This window comes from Rhodococcus sp. YL-1, assembly GCF_001942025.1.
GTDB classification, from domain to species: Bacteria; Actinomycetota; Actinomycetes; order Mycobacteriales; family Mycobacteriaceae; genus Rhodococcus_F; species Rhodococcus_F qingshengii.
The window spans coordinates 5,887,159-5,907,924 of the sequence record NZ_CP017299.1; the positions used below are offsets into that span (position 1 = coordinate 5,887,159).

Below are 20,766 nucleotides of genomic sequence, written 5' to 3' on the forward strand. Positions count from 1 at the left end.
GAACCCATCATCAGGAGAGATCCCCACATGCGTCGTTCCGCCATCTCGGCACTCACAACACTGGCACTGCTCGGCGCCGGAACATTGGTCAGCACTCCCGCTGTCGCCGCTCCCCTCGCGTGTGGCGGAATCTCCACCGGTTCGTTCTCAGGCTCCGCCGGCGGATCGGAGTACCTGTGCGCCAAGGAAGGTGATCTCCTGGACGTGCGCATCGGCGACGTTCACGCGACACAACCGTCCCTCGGCTACGACGAGGTGTACTACAAGCTCGGGCGATACACGCTCGGAAAAGACACGATCAACAAGAAGTTCGACGACTGGTGTGAGGCGAACGGCCAGATCCAGGCCGCGACCGCTACTGCGGCGTCGACACTGAAGGACCCGTCGTCCTTCACCTGCCAGCTCCCGGTGGGTCAGGAAACCGCGGAGAGCATCGCGCCCATGAAGACCGTGGTCGTCGGTCCCCGCGGCGATCTCTATCTGACCGACGGTCACCACACCCTCACGTCCTTCATCGAGACGGCCGACGGCGGTCCCGACCTTCACGTGCGACTGCGGGTTCTCGGCAACCTCAGCGGCTTGAGTGAAGGTGCCTTCTGGACCGAGATGGAGAAGAACAAGTGGGTCTGGTCGCGTGACGTCGACGGAAACCAGGTACCGGTCCAGGCTCTGCCGAAGAGCGTCGGCCTGGCCAACTTCGCCGACGACAAGTACCGCAGCTTGATGTACTTCTCCCGCGACATCGGATTCGCCGCAGGCACGATTCCGTTCCAGGAGTTCTACTGGGGCGCCTGGGTCCGCGACACCGCGCCCGTCGACCTCACCAACTGGAATCGCGATGATCTCTCCAGCTACCTGGGCACCGTGAAGTCGGTGACCAAAGCACAGACAGCGTTGACGGGCGATGCCGTCGTCGACAGCGGATTCACTGCCACCGATCTTGGCGTCCTGTCGGCCTGGAACGACGGCAAAGCCGAGTCCAAGGGCGAGTTCGCAAAGCTGTCCAAGCCGTACACAGACGACAAGCCGGGCAAGATCGCCTACGCACTTGCCTACAAAGCAACCCTCTGACCTGCTCAGATCCAAGTCACACCAAGTAGACTTGACTAAGGTAAGCCTCTACTCAGTAGTCTGATCCCATTCGGGTGCCGCTTCATCGAAGCAGCGACGCCCTGCCCTGACGGAATACATGCCGTCGTATCTGCCCGGTCGAACAATCTCCGGGCAACCAGGACAGGGAGAAGGTTGCTGCAGTGAGCACGTCCATCGTCGGTTTGTACGACCCCTCAGATGACAAGAGCAGTTGCGGGGTCGGGTTCATCACGCGCAAGGACGGCGTGCAGACCCACGATGTCCTGATCAAGGGGCGAGAAGCACTCTGCTCGGTACCGCACCGCGGCGGTATGTCTTCCGAGGGCGTCGGCGACGGCGGCGGTGTCTCGGTTGACCTCTCCCTCCAGTTCTTCCGCAAGGTCACCGGGCGCTCAGATCTCCGCGCCGGTCGCTTCTGCGTCGGCAACTTCTTCCTTCCGGACGACGATGCTCAGCATGCTCGTGCAGCCGCTCTGGTGGAACGCGAACTTCTGGACCGAGGCTTCACCACCCTCGCTGTGCGCAACGTGCCGGTCGACGACTCGGCGATTCGGCCGGCAGCCATCGCGCATCAGCTTCCGATCAGGCAGTGGATTTTCGAGGTCCCCACTCCGCGTCCCGAGCCTGCGGCAGTCGATCGCCTCGTGCACGAAGCTCTGCTCGCCATCGAAGCCATCGCGTACAACACCCCTGCACTACGCGGGTTGTACCCACTCTCGCTCAGCGCGCGAACTCAGGTTCTCAAGGGTCGCTTGAACTCCGACGAAGTGATCCCGTACTTCCGCGACCTGGTCGACCCCGATCACGCCGTGCACACGATGTACTTCCATACGCGGTTCTCGACCAACACGGACCCGCATCCCACGATGGCGCAGCCGTTCCGGTTCATGGCTCACAACGGAGAACTGAACACGGACAAGAAGAATCGGCTCTCCGAAGCTGCTGTCGCCAGTGCAAAACGACGTGCGATCGTCCGTCCGCCCGGCCAGTCCGACAGTTGCCGACTCGATCAGACCCTGGAAGCACGCGTCATCGAGGACAGTGTCGACCTGGTGACGGCTGTGGTCTCGATGATGCCGCCTGCCTGGGAAAACGACACCACCCTCTCCCCCGCAGTGCGTGCGATGTTCGAGTACTTCTCGCTGTACGAGGAGAAGAACGACGGACCGGCAGCGCTGGTGTTCGGCGACGGCACCATCATCGGTGCGCGCCTGGATCGCCTCGGTCTGCGTCCACTACGCACGATCGAGACGCACGACTACGTGTGCGCATTCTCCGAAGCCGGACAGATCGCGTTCGCGCCTGAGACGGTGATTCACCGTGGCCGCGTCGAGGCCGGCGGAATGTTGTACTTCGATCATCGAGACCGCCATACCTACACTGCCCGCGAAGCTCTGGAAAAGATTGCCGCTCAGCGCGACTACCAGTCGTTGCTGGAGCAATCGCGAATCCTGATCGAAGACATTCCCACCGTGCCAGCGGAGAAGGTCAGCTCCCCGACCCGCTACAACGGCACCTTCGAGGTTCATCAGCGCTACATGGCGTACTCCCTGGATCAGGAAAGTTTCAAATTCCTGATGGATCCGATGCTCACACACGGAGCCGAAAAGGTCTCCGCCATGGGTTACGGCAACGCCATCAACGCATTCAGCGACCGCGAAGGCGGTGTGGCACGTTACTTTTCACAGCGATTCGCCCAGGTCACCAACCCTCCGCTCGACAGCATCCGTGAAGCGGACGGTATGACCCTCCGGGTCGCATTGGGTGCGAAGATGTCCCCCGGACAGGGCAAGCAGATCGTCATCGCCTCGCCGATCCTCGGGCACCTGGACATGCTCAAGATCCGCGAACAGAACCACACTCCGCACCGCCGCTTCGAAATGCTCTACCCCGCCGAGGGTGACGCGCAGGCAATGGTCGACGCGATGACCGCGCTCGGCGATGCTGTTGTAGCCTTCGCGGCCGAACAGGGCGGAATCGCAGTCCTGACCGACCGCCACGTATCTCACGAGCGCGCAACACTTCCCGCGATCATGGTCGTCGGAGCATTGAACCAACGCCTCATCGACGCGGGCCTGCGATTGCGCGTCTCTCTCATCGTGGAGAGCGGCCAGATCGAGTCCTCACACCACGTTGCGGCCGCACTCGGTTTCGGCGCTTCCGCCGTCTACCCGCTGTCCGTTCAGTTGCGAGCCGAGGAGAAGTTCGCCGCTGACCCGGACGCCGCGTTCCGACGCTTCGCGAAGGCCGCCGAGAAGTCCCTGATGAAGACGATGGGACGCGTCGGTCTGTGCACCGTCGAGAGCTACATCGGTGGAGAATTCTTCGAACCCAACTTCCTCGACACTTCCGACCCTGTTCTGCGCCAGTGGTTCCCCAACATGAAGTCACCGGTGGGTGGCGTCGGTTTCGACACCGTCGCGGTGACCTCGAAGCAGTGGCACGAGCGTGCGAGCGAAGTCGGGGGCGAGAAGGATCTGCCACTGCTCGGCCTGTTCAAGGAGCGTGCAGACGGCGCAGGGCATTCGTTCGGTACCACCGCGGTCCGTAAGTACGTCGAACTCACCGAAGAGAAGATCGCGTTCGACAGTCCCTCCGGAACAGAACAATTCGAGGCTCTACGTCTACTGCCGCTCGGACGGCTCGACGACGCCTTCCGCCTCGATGCGGGGGCCTACCGGGCGACGAGCTTCGACCGGTTGACCACCGAGCAGATCGACGACTTCGACATCACCGCCGGGTACCGGGACTTTTCCACTGTCATGGCTGCGGAACGATCGCGTCGTCCCGCCGCGTTGCGCGATGTCATCTCCGTGCCCGGTGATGTCACATTTGCGGTGACGACAGCCGAGTTCACCGATCAGATCAGCCGATTCTCGGTGCGCGGCAATAAGACGATCGTGATGCGTGGAATCCGGTGTGAATCTGCCGCGGACGGCCGGTACACACTTAGCCTGGACGGTCCACTGGCCGACGACACCGCTCGGGTGGTAGCACTCGGCGATGCTCTTTCCGTCGCCTTTGCCGACGACGTCACCATCGAGGCCACCGACCCGGATCTGGTGCTGAATGCAACCGGTATTGCGGCAGAGTTCCTTTCCAAGCTGAGGGTCGCACCGGCAGGTGTACCTCTCTCCGAGGTACAGAGTGCAAGCGACATCACCCCGAAGTTGGCGTCGGGTGCCATGAGCCATGGCGCACTGAACGCTCCGGCGCACGAAGCCGTCGCGCACGGCACGAACATGGTCGGTGCGATGTCCAACAGCGGCGAAGGCGGCGAACACCTTTCGCGCTACAACACGATTCGTGCATCGCGCATCAAGCAGTTTGCATCCGGACGCTTCGGAATCTGGGCGGGCTACCTCGCCGATCCGATGCTCGAAGAGATCGAGATCAAACTCGGCCAAGGCGCAAAACCCGGTGAGGGCGGGCAGCTTCCGGCCGCCAAGGTCACCGTCGACATCGCTGCCGCCCGCGGCGGAACGCCCGGCGTCGAACTGGTTTCGCCGCCGCCTCACCACGACACGTACTCCATCGAGGACCTCGCTCAGCTCATCCACGACTGCAAGGCAGCTCGCATTCGGGTGATCGTGAAGTTGGTGTCCTCGGAAGGAATCGGCACCATCGCCGTCGGTGTCGCCAAGGCCGGCGCCGACGTCATCAACGTCGCCGGAAATACCGGTGGCACCGGCGCCGCTTCGGTGACCAGCCTCAAGTACGCGGGCCGTGCGGCCGAGGTCGGTATCGCAGAGGTCCATCAAGCTCTGTGTGCCAACGGGCTTCGCCAGAAAGTCGTTCTGCGATGCTCGGGCGCGCATCAGACCGGCAGCGACATCATCACTTCCGCCCTCCTCGGCGCAGACAGCTTCGAGTTCGGTACGTCGGCGCTGATGATGATGGGCTGCGTCATGGCCAAGAACTGCAACATCAAGTGCCCCGCCGGTCTGACCACCAACCCGGAACTGTTCGACGGCGATCCCCGCGCGATGGCGCAGTACCTTCTCAACATCGCTCACGAAACTCGGGAACTGCTCGCGAATCTGGGAATGCGATCCCTTCAGGAAGCGCGGGGTCGAACGGATCTCCTGCATCTGCTCGATCACCCGTCTATTGTCGGCAATCTGAAGCTGGACGCGGTGTTCGAGACCGCTCCGAACATCACCATCGACAATCCTGTGTACCTCGAACGTGAGTACGCGCTCGACGAGAAGATCATGGACGAGGTTCGCACGGTGTTCTTCAACCGTGGCGAGGCCTCGGTCGCCGTGTCCGGACCTGAATTCGCCGAAGGTGCACTGCACCTGGGTAACCGGAACAAGAGCGTCGGTGGTCAGTTGGCGATCGACCTCGAACGCGAACTCAACTACGGAGCGGCCGGCCTTCTCGCTCCGGGAGTACTGACCGACGAGCGTGGGCGACGCTACCTGGCGCCGGGCAGCGTGCGCGTCCTGACGACCGGATCTGCGGGCCTGTCGTTCGGCGCATTCTGCAACGACGGCATGCACCTGGAACACACCGGGACATGTAACGACGGCGTAGGAAAGAGCATGAGCGGCGGCGTGATTGCCGTGCGCAGCCCAGGCGGCGGCTCCAGTGACGCCGGTGGAAACGTGTTGATCGGCAACTTCGCGCTCTTCGGCGCCACCGGTGGACGAGTGTTCGTCGAAGGTGAAGCAGGCGATCGCTTCGCAGTTCGCAACTCCGGCGCCAGTGCTGTCGTAGAAGGTGTCGGAGACTTCGCCGGCGAGTACATGACCAACGGTGCTGTCGTGAATCTCGGCGAGTTCGGCAAGGGTGTCGGCAACGGCATGAGTGGTGGCTTCTTCTACCAGTACGACCCTCGTGGCGAATTGGCACTGCGAGCAAGTACCGATTCCGTACTGCTGGGTTCGATCACCGCCGCGACCGACCCTCTTGCCGCCGTCCACAACCACGCAGTACAACTCCTGCTCGAACTGCATGTGGAGGCAACGGGATCCGCGCTCGGCACCCGACTGCTCGAGAACTGGGAAGTCGAACAGCACTCGTTCGTCTACGCGATGCCCAAGGCACTGATGCTCTACCAGGACAGTGATGCAATCCTGGCTGCGAAGTCGCACAAAGAGCTCCTCGAAGAATTGGCGTCCGCCATCGCAGCACGTCAGGTCCGCACCTTCAAACTCGCAGTGCGCGACGGGCGCCCCGCACTGAACGGAGCAGTCCCTGCCTACGGCGAGACCGATACGGCGACGATGTATGCGCTGCTCAGTGAGTACACCGTGCTTCACTTCGCGCAACAACTCGCCACCGCCCGCACGCCGGGTGCGTCCGGACCCGACGATCCAGCAGTGCAGAAAGCGGCCCGAAACCTGGTGCTGACCGAGGACTTCGCCCTCGTCCAGCACTTGGTCAAGTACTCGAAAGAGATTCTGGCCGACTACGACGACGAACAGTTGGCTGCGCTGATTGCAGCCAAGCGGGTCGACGACTACAAGCAGGCGCTGAGCCTACGCAACGTGTTGGCCATGGACAGCCCGGCGACGTACGGGTGGATTCTGTTTCAAGACAACAAGAATCGGGACAAGCTCGGATCACTGCCGAACTTCGACGAACTGTTCGCATCGCGCACGATCCCCGACCTGGTGTCCTGACCTCCTCCCCGAAAGTAGGTGAGCTTCAAAATGGAAATCCCGTACATCCCCGAATACGCACCGTTCAACGGCGACCAACGCGCGTGGCTTTCCGGATTCCTGGCCGGTCTACACTCACGAACTGTCATGCCCGGTCAAACCGGTGCTGCAACAGCGACAGTGGAGAGAACTGCCGGCGCAGCAGTGCACATCCTCTACGGAAGCCAGACCGGCAACGCGGAGTCCGTGGCCGAAGACGCGGCCGCAGCTGCTCGTGCCCACGGTCTCGAACCACTTGTCGCGAGTCTGGACACCGTGGATATCAATGCACTTTCCGCCATGCGCCGGGCGCTCGTCATCACCTCCACCTACGGCGAGGGCGAGATGCCCGACAACGCGCAGCTGTTCTGGGATGCAGTCGAATCCGAGAGCGCACCCAGATTGGACGGTCTCTACTTCGGCGTGCTCGCGCTCGGCGACACCAGCTACGACGGGTACTGCCAGTCGGGAAAGAACATCGACGCCCGCTTCGAAGCGCTCGGCGGGACCCGGGTTGTCGACCGCACCGATTGCGACGTCGACTACGAGGATCCGGCGGCCGAGTGGATCGTTCGGGCCGTCGCTGCGGTGGCCGGTGTCGACGGTGATGCGGGGGCCGCTGCCTCGCCGGTTGCGCCCGCTCCGACGAAGACCAAGTCCCAGTGGACTCGCAAGAACCCCTATCCTGCAACCGTCCTCGCCAACCGGCTGTTGTCCGGCGAGGACTCAGCCAAGGAAGTCCGCCACTTCACCTTTGCGCTCGGCGAGGACGGTCTGGACTACGAGGCCGGAGATGGATTGGGCATCCGCCCGATCAACGACCCCGCCCTCGTCGAGGCGATCATCCATCAGCTCGGTGTCAGCGGCGATTACGTGGTTACCGCGAAAGACGGCTCGTCCGCACCGTTGGACCAGGTGTTGACCAGCGACTACGAGATCTCCATTCCCTCGCGCGATTTGATCGAAGACATCGCCCGACGCAGCGGCGACGCCGAACTGCAGCACATTCTCGACACGGAAGATCGGGAAGCGCTCGATGCGTGGCTGTGGGGCAAGGACGTTCTCGATCTCCTCCAGTTGGACAACAGCATTCGCCTGAATCCCGAGGATCTGCTTACACTTCTTCGCCCGCTGCAACATCGGGTCTATTCGATCTCCTCCAGCCCGCTGGCCCACGACGGCACCGTCCATCTGACGGTAGCGAGTGTGCGCTACCGCTCGGGCGAGCGGGACCGCGGCGGCGTCTGCTCGACGTACCTGGCGGACCGCGTCGGCGAGGGCGATCGGGTCGGAGTTTTTGTCTCCAAGAATAATTCGTTCCGCCTACCCGCCGATGACGCTGTTCCCGTCGTGATGATCGGCCCCGGAACCGGCATCGCACCCTTCCGCGCTTTCCTGCACGAGCGTCGCGCGCGCAACGCGTCGGGGCAGAATTGGCTCTTCTTCGGCGATCAGCATCAGTCGAGCGACTTCATCTACGAGGACGAGTTGAACGGGCTGACCCGTGACGGTGTCCTGACTCGTCTCGATCTGGCCTTCTCGCGCGATCAGTCCGAGAAGATCTACGTTCAGACTCGCATGCGCGAGCAGGGCCGGGAGTTGTTCACCTGGCTCGAAAAGGGCGCCCACGTGTACGTCTGCGGCGACGCCACGCGGATGGCAAAGGACGTCGACGACGCGCTGCACGAGGTCGTCGCCGAGCACGGTGGGTTGGATGCGGACGCCGCTGAGGATTACGTCAACAACCTCAAACGATCGAAGCGGTACCTAAGGGATGTCTACTGAGATGTGCCCGCACCGTGGCGAATGCCGTTGCGCAGCTTTGGCACGCATGTCGGACCTGGACGCGCTGCTTGCGCGTCCAGGGTTCCGTGGTGGACTGATCGACACGGCACCTGACGTAGTCGGCGAAATGTTGCCGCTCTTGGACGACGCCGTAGCAATCACCGTCGCAGGCCCGGTGGCTGTCAACGACTCGGGCAAGTACTCCGTTCCGACATTTCCCGGCGATCCGTTGGTCTGCGCGCCCGGGCTCGTCTCTCTGCGTTTGAACGTTGCCTCCCTCGGCTCGGTGGTGACCACTGAAGCAGAGCAGCACCTGCCGCCGACGCTCCGCATGTTCGACATCCACGGATCAAGTTCACACACCACGTATTTGACCCCGGCCTCGGATCGTCTCGCCTTCGAAGCGATGCGAACTGCGCCGAGCACTGCGAGGGAAACAAGCCCTCCCATCCAGACATCGAATACGCCCGCATTCTGGGCCCAGGCCGATCAGCTGACACAGCTCGACTTCATCCTCGCGGACGACGGCAGCGAACGTCGTAGCGGCCTGGTCGCTCTGGGCGCCCTCGGTTATCGGCGAGTCGATCCTCACCTCATGGCTGCCGGGATGGAGCACCTGTCCTACCACCAACTTCCCGTCACGACCGTCGTCGCCGGGAACGGATGCCTGCAGATCCACCGTGGTGACCTCGACGCCGCAGCCATGTTCGGGGGGACGCTGACTTTGGCGTCCGACACCTGCCGGACGATGATCGACCTGAATGGTGTCTCGGAGTGCTGGCTGACCCGCACCCACGGCGTTCACGGCCTGACCAGCTCGATCGAGATGTACGACTTCCGCCGCAAATGCGTGGCAGTCTTCACCCAAACGGGTCCAACCGAACCCGCAGTCATGGGCGTGTGGGAAGACGTCATGAGTTCCATCTCGGCCGCATCCTGACACCGACAGATGCTGTGCGAGTGTAAGAAATCGGCGTACGGCGATAACCACATGGAGCCATCGACCCCTAACCTTAGGTCTCGGTCATTTGTCGTGCCTGCACCCTGACGCTGATTCAAGGAGTTATCCATGCCCCGCCCTCTCGTCGAACCGTCGCTGGTCCCGGCCTTGCGCCCGGCGCTGCCTGCATTGGCAGCCGGGGTGGTCTCGGCGGCGGCGTCGGGAATCGCGATGCTCGGTGCGCTCTGGTGCGTCGTGCAGCTCATCGGTGAACCGTCGATGAGCTGGGCTGGATGGGCATGTGCGCTCTGGTTCGTCGGCGTAACGCTCGCGGCCACGTCGTCGTGGCTCTCGCACCACGCCGAGTCGCTCTACGAGGCCAGGCTCCGACGCCAGCTCGCAGCCCACCTCGTTCGTCTGCCGGCAAGTGCGCTGTCCCGCTACAGCGGCGACGCACTGAGAAGGCTCGTCTCGGAAGACATCTCGGCGCTGCACCATATGACTGCGCACCTACCGGCCGAATTCGCGACGCTGATCGTGGTCCCCGCGGTCACGATCACGGTGCTGGTCATCTCAGCCGGCCCCGTGGCGCTTCTCGCTCTGGTCCCCGGCATCGTGGCCGCGCTGTTCTACCTGATCGTGATCCCCCGAATGGCCGCGCGCCACAGCGCTGAAAGCGCGGATGTCATGGGCGACATCGTGACCTCCGTGGACGACTATGCCCGCGGCATCCGCGTCTGTCGGATCTACGGTGCGCAGACCGGTGCTGCCGCCGTCTATGCAGCATCGACGGCACGGTTCACTCGCGGAATGCAGGAGCGCGTTCGACTCGTGGCTACCCCTGCGGCCGTCGCCGTTGCCCTCATGCAGGCGACAGCGACGTTCGCGATCGCCTATGCCGTCGGATTTCACTGGGATGCAACGACGTTGGCCGCCACCATTCTCTTCAGCCTCGCAATCGTGACACCGGCCCTGCGGCTCGGGCACGGCCTCGACTACGTCGCTGCTGGACGCTCTGCTGCGGGCCGGCTCGCCGCTGCCCTGGACGAACCCACCCTCCCTGCCGGTGAAGCGCCAACCGTTCCGGCCTCGAGTCCCTCCGATCGACTGGAGATCGTCAACCTGACTGTCACGATCGCGGACCGCAGAGTCGTCGACGACGTCACGCATGCATTCCGCCCAGCCACGATCACTGCGATCACGGGACCGAGTGGAGCAGGCAAGACGACGCTCCTGAAAGCATTGGCCGGCTTCGAGATCCCGGAACTGGGTACCGTCCGCTACGCAGGTCGTAGCATCACCGCGATCGACGAGAACCTGCGGCCACAGTCCGTTCTGCTCACACCCCAGGGCGCAGACGTGTTACCTGCCACGGTGCGCGAGAACATCGCGCTGGCCGCCCCCGATGCAACGGACGCGGAATACACCGCCGCACTACGCCGGGCACAGATCGACGTCAGCCTCGACGCCCACGCCACTTCACTCTCCGGAGGAGAACGTCAGCGCGTCGGGATCGCTCGGGTGTTCCTCTCGCCCGCAGCAGTACTGCTACTCGACGAGCCGACCAGTGCACTCGACGATCGGACAGCGGCAGAACTGCTGAAAGAATTGCGGCATCTCGCGCACTTCGAAGGAAAGACGGTCGTGATCGTCACCCACGACCCCGCTCTTGCAGACGATGCCGACGATCGACTCGACCTCGGCGGTCGAAACGTGAATGACGCCGCCTCGCACAATGCAGCCCTGACTGGAGCCGAATAATGAACAGCGCCAATGCAGCCCGACGACGCTTGATCACCATCGGACTCGGTTGGGTGTCCGTCGCTGTCCTCGAAGCGATCGCGTACACCACCCTCGCGCTCTCGATCGCTGATCACCGGTCGCCGGTCCTCGTCCTGGCCACGGCCACCATCGCTCTCTTCGTGACCGTCCTGGTCTCACGGGGCGGTTACTTCACCGGGGCCCGACTCGTCGGCGATCTCTACGACGCTCTCGGCGACGCCTTCGCCCGTGCGAAACTGTCCTGGTTCACCGACGACAACCGGGCACTGCTCGCCACCGTCGCCGGGCGCGGAATCCCGTCGCTGATGAGTGTTCCCGCGCACCAACTTCAGACCTTCCTGGTTGCACCGCTGATCCCGCTGCTCCTGCTTCCTGGGATCGCGGTCGTCGCGGGGCCAGGCGTCATGCTGCTCGTCGGTGGACTGCTCGCCGTGTCGCTCGTCGCTCAGACGCTGGCCCAACGTGCGCTCAGCCGAGCGGACGAGCGCCGACACGAAGCCGAGCTCGCAGCAACTCAGTCGACACTCGAGCTCACCGACCACCTCGAATTACTGCGCACAGCAGCCGGTCCCACACGTTCCGTCGAACGAATCGAGCGAAGCTGGCGTGATCAGGAAGCCGCGCTTGCACGGACAAATCTCGCCGCGGCACCAGCGACATTCATCTCGGCGATCGCCACCATTGTGCCGCTGGCAGGTGCAGTGATTTTCCTCGCCGCCACCGGATTCGACGATCCCGCAGCCGCTCTCGCGCTTGTCATCCTCACCGCCCGCGCCGCTGCGCCGCTCGACGAACTCGCCCTGGCCGGAATCGGAGTCAACGAGCTGCGCGCAACGGTTCGCGACTACCGCACAGCGACTTCGGCTCCCGCACTGGCCGAGCCCGCACCCCGGGACGCCGCGCGCCCTGTTGGAACTGACATCGAGGTCGCCGGGGTAGACCACGCTCCGGTTCTGCGCGGCATCACCGCGAAGATCCCCGCGGGTGACCGAGTTCTCGTCGCAGGACGCTCGGGTACGGGGAAAAGCACACTTCTCGGGCTGCTCATGCGCTTCGACGATCCTGACCAAGGCAGCGTCACTCTGGGCGGAGTTTCATTGCGCGACTTGCCCTACGACGCTCTGGCGGCACATATCGGCTACGTGCCGCAGGACCCACTCGTGTTCTCGGGCACCCTCGGGGAGAACATCGGACTTGGAAGACCGGGCGCTACCGAAACCGAGATCGAGGACGCCGCAAGGCGCGCTGCCCTCGGCGCCGTTCTCGACCGCTCGACGCTCGGCATTCATCAGGACATCGGACACCAGGGTGCCGCTCTCTCCGGTGGCGAACGTCAGCGGGTGGCGATCGCTCGCGCCTTCCTCAAAGACGCTCCCGTCCTGGTTCTCGACGAAGCCACCTCGGCCCTCGACGAGGCCACCGAGCGCCGTATCGCCGGCGCCGTGCGGGAATTGGCGGCCACCGTCTTCGTCGTCACCCACCGCGACCCCGCCATCTGGGAGCCCACCCGCACGATCACCCTCTGACATCGCATGCCCTAGTGCTCGCGTTGCAGTCCCTCAACTTCGGCAGGTGTCCGACGGATAACCCTTGCCGGCGATCCAGCAGCAACGACGTGATCAGGAATGTCATGCAAGACCACACTTCCCGCGCCGATCACGGCGTTGTGACCGATCGAAACTCCTGCACCGACAGTGACTGAGGCGCCGAGCCACGTGTTCTCACCGATGACGATCGGAGCAGCCCGCTCCCATCCCTCGCGGCGCCGTCGATGATCATCGACAGGGTGCAACGCTGTCATCAGCTGGGCTCCAGGCCCGATCCTCACGTCCGCGCCGATCGTGATCAGCGCATCATCCATGAAGAACCCGTTCGCGTTGACGAATGCGTTGGCTCCGAGCCGAATGTTGTGTCCGTAGCTGCATTGGAACCGCGGCACCACCAAAGCTCCGTCACCTACCTCACCAAAAAGGCTGGCGAGAGCCCGTGAGCGGACAGCGTCGTCGTCCGCCGCAGCCCCATTGAACGAGTCGAGTCGACGCCAACACTCAAGCCGCCGTTCCCGCAGCTCGTCATCATCGAGATACCACTCACCACGAGCAAGACGATCCGCCTGTTCTCCCACACTCGGATCGTCGCACACCGCGCCACGGCACCCCTGTTGGGCGCGTTGCACCCGACAAAGCGCTACAACAGAAGGTCTTCCATGCCGCCCAATTTCGCGAGCTCAGCTCAGCCGCTCGATGATGGTGACGTTCGCGGTCCCACCACCCTCACACATGGTTTGGAGTCCGTACCGTCCATCAATGCGGTCCAACTCGTGCAACATCGTGGCGAACAACTTGGTGCCAGTGGCCCCAAGAGGGTGGCCCAATGCGATTCCACCACCGTTGGGATTGACCCGGGAGGGATCTGCACCCGTCTCGATCAACCAGCTCAGAACTACCGAAGCGAATGCCTCGTTCATTTCTACGGTATCCATCTGGCCGATCGCCATGCCGGATTTCGCCAGTGCATACTTCGTCGCGGGTATCGGCGCCGAGAGCTGCAGCATCGGATCGTCGCCGCGCACGCTCATATGATGAATGCGCGCACGTGGCTTCAATCCATGAACCTCGAGCGCCTTCTCGGAGACAATCAGGGCCGCTGATGCGCCGTCACAGATCTGCGAAGCCACAGCAACCGTCAGCAACGAGCCATCCCTCAATGCGGGCAGTGCAGCCATCTGCTCCATGGATGTCTCTCGTGGGCATTCGTCAACGACGCATTGGCCCAATGACACTGTCTCACGCTCGAATCGGCCGTCTGTGATGGCAGCACGGGCACGCTGATGCGATTGCAGTGCCCACTCCTCCATGTCTTCACGGCTGATACCCCATTTCTTGGCAATCAGGTCGGCGCCGACGAACTGTGAGATTTCGGCCTCACCGAATCGTGCTGCCCACCCCCGGGACTTACTGAAGGGCGTGTCGAATCCGTACTCGTTGCCGGCACGCATCGCCGCCGAGATAGGAATCGCGGACATGTTCTGCACACCGCCGACAAGCACCACATCTTGGGTCCCGCTCATGACCGCTTGCGCTGCGAAGTGGACGGCTTGCTGTGAAGATCCGCATTGTCTGTCGACTGTCGTTCCTGGGATGTCCAAGGGTAGGCCTGCTGAAAGCCAGGCGGTGCGGGCAATGTTGCCCGATTGCGGCCCGATAGCGTCGACACAACCGAAGATCACATCGTCGACGGCTATCGGGTCCAGTCGAGTGCGGTCGAGAATCGATGTGATCACGTGGGCCCCCATGTCCGCTGGGTGCTCTCCTGCGAGCGAGCCGTGCCGTTTACCCACCGGAGTGCGGAGCGCATCGACGACATAAGCCTGAGGTGCAACCATACGAACTCCTTCGAAATCGAGCTTTGTCGGGCTTTCGATGTCGCACACACTTTAGCGATCAAGCATTTGTTTGGTAGATGAAACGTGATTTCGAGACCCGCAGCCACCACCACAGGATTGGTCTCCGCACTTCTATCCAACGAAATCCACTGCTGTCGCAATCATTCGACAGTTCGAGGCTCGACCCCCAAACGCGACTTGGCTGCCCACGCCGCAGACCCCTCACGCCAGCGTGAAACGGCGAAAGATGCGAGAATAGCTGCAGGAGTGCATCTTCGAGCGGAACGAGCGCATCATCCATATCCATTGCCTTCCCTGAGAAATCGTTCAGCCCGCCTTGCGAACAACACCAGCTTTGTCGAGCTACACCGCAAGCCGGCTGGCCGATGGCTGGAAAGTTAGTACTTTCGGTGGAGCCCAGCATGATTGGGCTATTCACCGCCCAATACAGGCTTCGTATACCGATACGCGTTGCAGGACAACGATTCTACAAACGGTCACGCACTCAGCGATTCACGAACCGCCGCTGGCTCGAAAACTGGATCCCCTTGCGGTAATTGCGCTCCGGGTAGAGCATGGGCACCACACCGTCTTCGATTACCGGAGGTTACCGTGACGAATCTCGTACGCCGACTATCTGCCTGCGTATCCATAGTGGCCGTTTCGGTTCTCGCGCCCGCAGCCGTTGCCTCCGCTGCGGTCACCGTTCCGTTCCAGATCAACCCGGCGCCGTTCGGGAACCCAAACGGCAGCTTCGACGCACCCCCTGTCCACTGTGTGGCGGTAGTCGGCGAACAACCTGGCACGGTGACGATCACCGGCGCCAAAGACGAGCGGTGGGGTTGCATGCTTTCGACGGAAGTGCGCTGGATGAACCTCTCGACAGGAGCCTCCGGCTCCGGTCGGCTTTCTGGCGACAACCAAGGAACCCCGGGAGAGGCAACCCTGCAGACTGGAGCCGGGCAAGTTGCCGTCGCCATATTGCCTGCCGCCGGACCTGTCACCCCGGGTTTCGCAACCTTCTTCGTCCCATAGGCAACCCTCAAACCCGGGACACCTGCTGTACGAACGACCCGTCGCCACACAATCGTGTGGCGACGGGTGAGTGCTTTCCGTTCTGCAGTTGCGTGCCTACAGCTTCGCGCTGATGAGCGGCACGATATGTTCAGACGCCCACATCGTTCCGATCGGGCCACCGCTCGTGATTGCCCACAGAACGTCGCCGCCGTCGGCGGTGCGAGGAGGCAGGGCGACCCAACGACCGGAGGACACCGCTCCCAGCGCTTGGAAGAGCTTCCCGCCGGTCAGCTTGTCGAAATCCTCCTCGCTGCCGGCGGCACTGCGGCCGATCAGCAGGAAGTCCGCATCGATGTTCTCGAGAAGTTCCTCGCCGACAGTGCTTTGGGTGACGAACTCCTGTGCACGCGGGTTCTCGGCAAAACCGAGCTCGCCCAAGAAAGTTGCCGGCGCCGAGCCGGGCGCTGAAAGGTACTGCAACCCGTTGCCGGTTCCGTAGAAGATCGCCCAGGTTGCAGTCAAGCCAGTGAGTTCAGGGTTCTCCTGACGCACCTTCGCAAAGTATTGATCATGGTCGGTCACGATCTTTTCGGCTGCCTTCGAGAGGTCGAGTGTCTCGCCGAGTACGCGGATCGATTCCTTCCACGGCACGAGCATCCGCGACTTCGTGTCGGGGCTCGTCACCACCGGTGCGATGGAGGACAAACGTTCGTAGTAATCGCCCATCGACAAACCACCCAGGCCGTCGGCCCAGCCGACGGCGACGATGAGGTCAGGTTCGCTCGCGGCGATCGCTTCGACGGGAAGTGTGCCGCCCATCGCGAACTCGAAGGTGTCGAGATCCTCTGCGCCGTAAGGCAGCAAGTACGACTGGGAAGCCGACTCCTTGACCATCGACGAGGAGAGGACGGGTTTGACGCCGAGCGCGAGGAGCATTTCCGTGTCGACGGCATTGGGGACGATTGCGGCAACCCGCTCCGGGCGCTTCTCGAGAATACTTGTACCGTATGGCGATTCCAGGGTCAGCGGGTAAGTAGTCGTTCCTTCCGCAGTGGGAAGGGCTTTCCCCTCCGAACCGGGAGTGGACGCCGTTTTCGAGTCTTCGGCCGAGGCCGAGCACCCGGACACAAGGAGCGCTGCGGCGAGCGCGGCCCCGATCAGTCCGATGATCCGTGATCGTCTGGTGCGCAGGACTGTCATTTCTGCCTTTCGGTGTTATCGAGCGCTTCGGTCTTACCGAGCGATGGAGCCGGGTCAGGAATCTGTGCGCACTGTGTCGCTGCGTTTCCAGTAGCCGGTGAAATCGATGTCGGTCTTCGCAATTCCTCGATCACGAATCAAATGACGCCGAAGCGAGCGAATCGTCGCCTGTTCGCCTGCAAGCCAAGCGAATACGCGTCCGTCAGGCCATTCGACAGCACTGACCGCGTCGAGCAACAAAGAAGTAGTGCCGGGCTCCGCCCCCTCGCGTGGCAACCACGTGACACTCACCCCGGGCAACTCGCGCACCGATTGAATGTGAGCCGAGTCCGCAATTTCGACGAACACATGCCCCCTGGCATCGGCAGGCAATTCCTCGAGCAGACGTGCGATCGCAGGTAGCGCCGTCTCGTCACCGACGACGAGCAGATACTCGCAATCTTCCGGGAGTCCCTGCGATACAGAGGGACCCGCGATGTGCATTCGGTCGCCAGGGCCGGCGTCGCGCGCCCAGGTGGTAGCAACTCCACCGCCGTGAACGACGAAATCGACGTCAAGTTCCCTTGTTCGCGGATCGTAACGGCGCACGGTGTACGCGCGGGCAAGTGGACGGCGTCCCGCTGCGAAAGTCACAGTGCCGTCGACTATCACCGGCAAGACCGGATCGGTTTCGCCAGGATAGGCGAACAACAATCGGAGGTCGTCGTCGAAGCCGGTGCTGACGAAGGCGGGCTCGGCAAAGCCGTCGGCGTTTGTGAAGGTGTCGAGCTGCGCTCCGGTGAGCGTCACTCTCCGCATGCCCGGCGTCACGTCTGTCACCCGACGTACCTCGAGTTCACGCAAGGTGACTGAGTACGCCGTTGTCGGACGGGTGTTTCGGGGCACGGAAAGACTCCTCGGAAGCGCACAGACGGGGGGTTCGACCCACGCTCGATCACGGCGGAAGGGCCATTGAATAAAGCTAGCCTCCCCTAATCGGCTACGGTTATCCGTGCGTGCCGACTTCTTACACTCATCGGTGGCTGCGTGAGAAAGCATCTGAATCGGGAGGGCATACGTGGGACCACGGTTGGTGTTCTCCGCGGGCGAAGTCCCCGAGATCCCCGCGTCCCGACTCTCCTTGATCGCGAATGCACGTGAGCCACTGCTCTTCTGGGTACACACCGGACACGCGGAACTACAGATTGGCGACCGCACCCGCAGCGTGACCGCTGGGGCGGCAACCTGGGTGCCCGCGGGAATCGCCTACAGCATCCGAGTCGACCCGGGAGCGGTCGCGTTTCCCATTCCGATGCCCGCTGCCGACCTGCCGCCCACGTTGAACCGGATCATCGATTTCGAGATCCCGGCAGCCTGGCAGGACTGGCTCGTCCACCAGTTCGCGCACAACTTGGGATTTCTGCGCGGTGGGGCGACTGTGGGGGCCGGACTACTCGAGCTTGTCGCGGGGGCCCATTCCAACGACGCCGACGCTTCGGTGTCGTACGCCCCACCGAATTTGCCACGCTCGGCCGAGACCCTCGAGATCGCTCGCACGCTTCTACGGACGCCAGCCGACGACACGGAGCTTTCCCAGTTCGCCCGGCAACTCAAGATCGGCGTCCGCACCCTGCAGCGCCGATTCACGGAGGAGACGGGGTTGCCTTTCGCGCGTTGGCGCACCTCGGCCCGGATCGCGGCAGCAATCGCATACCTGAACTCCGGCCGCGAAATCGGATGGACGGGTGGGCAGGTCGGATTCGCGACGCCCGCGGGATTCACCCGTGCCTTCCGTGAACACACCGGTGTGACACCCAGTGACTACACACGTGCAAACCAAGGCTCAGCGCCGATCCATGAGAACGAGACCTTGGCACAGAGCGTCGCACTCTTGTCCGAGGAAGGCGCCCACTCAGGCTCGGCGCCGATACCGCCGACGATTCCCGCAAGCGGAACGTGGGCCAGGGTCAACAACTTTCACGTCGTCGTCTGGATCTACCGAGGCTCCGCCCGGGTCACTTTCGGCGACCGAACCTGGAATCTGAGGCGGGGCGACGCGATGTGGCTTCCCGCGGGAGTACGCAACAGCGTCGAGATCGCGGAGGGTTCGCTTCTACTTCCGCTCGGATCCCAGCCTGGCGACTCTCCCGTCACTGCACCGCCGCCACGAGTGCTGCACTTCGCGCGCGAAGCGGAGGCGTATCTGTTGCACACGGTCGTTGCGAATTACACCCTTCTGCGCCCCGAAATCCATGACCCAGCGAGGATCTCGAGGCTGATCCGAAACAGCGCGGCGACGCGGACACCCGGCGGCCGAACCGATCCTGTCGAAACGATCCTTACCGCACTCCGCGCGGACCCCACCGATTCGCGCACGCTGCCGGAGTGGAGCGCTCGACTCGGCGTCGACGAGGGCCTGCTCCACAAACGCTTCGTAGCGGCCACCGGCCAGAGCTTCCCGCGCTGGCGCGGTCAGTTGCGGATGACCCTCGCCCGCGCTTATCTCGAGGAGGGCTTCTCGGCCGGAGAGACCGCCCGTCGACTCGGCTACGCGCACGCGTCCGGATTCACCAAGGTCTTCATCGGTGCCCACGGCATGTCGCCCCGGGACTACCAGCGCCGCGGATGGCGGGGAACGGTCGAAGGACTCATCGACTCGTGACCTTCCGACAGATGAGTCCTTCGATCCGTCGTGTCGCCCGCCGAAACGGTCTCGAACTGGCACTACTTTCTTGACTAAATTTTCAGTCAAGGTTTACGCTCCATGCAAGCAGGACGCGGACCGGGCGCGCACGCACACAGCACAAGGAGTCACCGCAATGCAAAGACGTCGGTTCATTCAGGCAGGCGCCGCTGCGCTCAGTGGCCTCTTTTTGGCAGGCTGCGGCGATTCCGACTCAGCCTCGGGCGGGAGCAATGGAGACGACGATCTTCGCGAGTGGGTGATGCCGGAAGAGGGGGATCCGCACAAGCGCACCTGGATGGCGTTCGGTGCCAGCGAAGCGATCTGGGGAGCAGCCCTCCTGCCCGAAGTCCAGCGCAACCTCGCGACGATCGCGCAGACCATCGCGCAGTTCGAGCCCGTCTCGATGCTTGTTCGTTCCGAGGAACTGGACTTGGCTCGCTCCCTCGTCGGCCCATCGGTCGAACTGATCGCCGCGCCTCTCGACGATCTCTGGATGCGCGACACCGGCCCCGTATTCGTGAAAGGCAACGGGACCAAAGCGGGTATCGATTTCAACTTCAACGGTTGGGGCGAGAAGCAGGATTTTGATCAGGACGGCCAGGTCGCAGCCTTCGTTGCCGCCCGTGCGGGAGTCGAATCATTGCCTACCGACCTGATCCTCGAAGGCGGCGGCATCGAGGTCGACGGCGAAGGCACAGCCATCATCACCGAAAGCTGTGTACTCAACAACAACCGCAACCCGGGATGGTCGAAGTCGGACGTCGAAGCCGAACTCGGCCCCCTGCTCGGTCTCGACAAGATCATCTGGCTACCGGGAATCGCCGGCAAGGACATCACGGACGGCCACACGGACTTCTACGCCCGTTTCGCACGCCCAGGTGTCGTGGTCGCAGGCCTCGACACAGACCCGGAGTCGTTCGACCACGACGTGACCGCACGTCACCTCGAGATTCTCCAGAACGCGACCGACGCACAGGGACGGAAGCTGGAAGTGGTGGTCCTCGAGGCGCCGGTCGCGATCAGGCCCGACTTCGAATCGGACGATTTCGCAGCCGGATATATCAACTTCTACGTATGCAACGGCGCGGTCATCGCACCCGAGTTCGGTGACCCCGAGGCCGACCAGGCCGCCAGAAGTGAATTGGAGCGCCTCTTCCCCGACCGCCGTGTCGTGCAGATCAACATCGACGCCATCGCCGCGGGTGGTGGCGGCATTCACTGCACCACCCAGCAGGAACCCGCGGACTAGAAA

The 20,766-nt window shown here is 63.0% G+C and carries 13 protein-coding genes; 9 read left to right on the top strand and 4 right to left on the bottom strand.

The window, feature by feature from the left end:
- The first annotated feature begins 27 nt into the window (after window positions 1-27).
- From BH682_RS27490 to BH682_RS27515, 6 genes are all read left to right on the top strand, one after another.
- On the top strand, window positions 28-1,071 hold the full coding sequence (locus tag BH682_RS27490) for a ParB/Srx family N-terminal domain-containing protein (RefSeq protein WP_003942919.1): 1,044 nt from the start codon (window positions 28-30) through the stop codon (window positions 1,069-1,071).
- Window positions 1,072-1,253: 182 nt separating this feature from the next.
- Window positions 1,254-6,722, top strand: a complete 5,469-nt coding sequence (locus BH682_RS27495; protein ID WP_075834759.1) for a glutamate synthase-related protein — start codon at window positions 1,254-1,256, stop codon at window positions 6,720-6,722.
- Between the two features lie 30 nt (window positions 6,723-6,752).
- Window positions 6,753-8,525, top strand: coding sequence for a sulfite reductase subunit alpha (locus BH682_RS27500; protein ID WP_075834761.1), 1,773 nt, complete (start codon window positions 6,753-6,755; stop codon window positions 8,523-8,525).
- Window positions 8,526-8,571: 46 nt separating this feature from the next.
- Window positions 8,572-9,465, top strand: coding sequence for a hypothetical protein (locus BH682_RS27505; RefSeq protein ID WP_065352795.1), 894 nt, complete (start codon window positions 8,572-8,574; stop codon window positions 9,463-9,465).
- Between the two features lie 129 nt (window positions 9,466-9,594).
- Window positions 9,595-11,226 (top strand): ATP-binding cassette domain-containing protein, encoded by a 1,632-nt coding sequence (locus BH682_RS27510; RefSeq protein ID WP_075834763.1) that lies wholly within the window; start codon window positions 9,595-9,597, stop codon window positions 11,224-11,226.
- The gene (locus tag BH682_RS27515; protein ID WP_075834766.1) at window positions 11,226-12,773 is read left to right on the top strand and encodes an ATP-binding cassette domain-containing protein; all 1,548 of its coding nucleotides are present in this window, start codon (window positions 11,226-11,228) and stop codon (window positions 12,771-12,773) included. Before BH682_RS27510 ends, BH682_RS27515 begins: the two co-directional genes overlap by 1 nt.
- 11 nt (window positions 12,774-12,784) lie before the next feature.
- Here BH682_RS27515 and BH682_RS27520 read toward each other — a convergent pair whose 3' ends face one another.
- Window positions 12,785-13,372 carry a sugar O-acetyltransferase gene (locus tag BH682_RS27520; protein WP_042451691.1) on the bottom strand — a complete coding sequence of 196 codons (588 nt, stop codon included), beginning with the start codon at window positions 13,370-13,372 and terminating at the stop codon, window positions 12,785-12,787.
- A gap of 102 nt (window positions 13,373-13,474) precedes the next feature.
- Window positions 13,475-14,632, bottom strand: coding sequence for an acetyl-CoA C-acetyltransferase (locus tag BH682_RS27525; RefSeq protein ID WP_075835519.1), 1,158 nt, complete (start codon window positions 14,630-14,632; stop codon window positions 13,475-13,477).
- Window positions 14,633-15,286: 654 nt separating this feature from the next.
- Between BH682_RS27525 and BH682_RS27530 the strand changes: the two genes are divergently transcribed.
- A complete protein-coding gene (locus BH682_RS27530) occupies window positions 15,287-15,667 on the top strand; it encodes a hypothetical protein (protein ID WP_050655001.1) in 381 nt (126 codons plus the stop codon).
- A gap of 96 nt (window positions 15,668-15,763) precedes the next feature.
- On the opposite strand, the gene BH682_RS27535 is transcribed toward BH682_RS27530, so the two are convergent.
- Window positions 15,764-16,849: an ABC transporter substrate-binding protein gene (locus BH682_RS27535; protein ID WP_075834769.1), complete on the bottom strand. Its 1,086-nt coding sequence runs from the start codon at window positions 16,847-16,849 to the stop codon at window positions 15,764-15,766.
- 54 nt (window positions 16,850-16,903) lie between these two features.
- Window positions 16,904-17,734, bottom strand: coding sequence for a siderophore-interacting protein (locus BH682_RS27540; RefSeq protein WP_007730297.1), 831 nt, complete (start codon window positions 17,732-17,734; stop codon window positions 16,904-16,906).
- A gap of 172 nt (window positions 17,735-17,906) precedes the next feature.
- On the opposite strand from BH682_RS27540, the gene BH682_RS27545 reads away from it, so the two are divergent.
- Both BH682_RS27545 and BH682_RS27550 read left to right on the top strand, forming a co-directional pair.
- The gene (locus BH682_RS27545) at window positions 17,907-19,490 is read left to right on the top strand and encodes a helix-turn-helix transcriptional regulator (protein ID WP_030536181.1); all 1,584 of its coding nucleotides are present in this window, start codon (window positions 17,907-17,909) and stop codon (window positions 19,488-19,490) included.
- A gap of 157 nt (window positions 19,491-19,647) precedes the next feature.
- Entirely contained in the window at window positions 19,648-20,763 is a 1,116-nt protein-coding gene (locus BH682_RS27550; protein WP_037130621.1) for an agmatine deiminase family protein, read from the top strand.
- The last annotated feature ends 3 nt before the right edge of the window (window positions 20,764-20,766 follow it).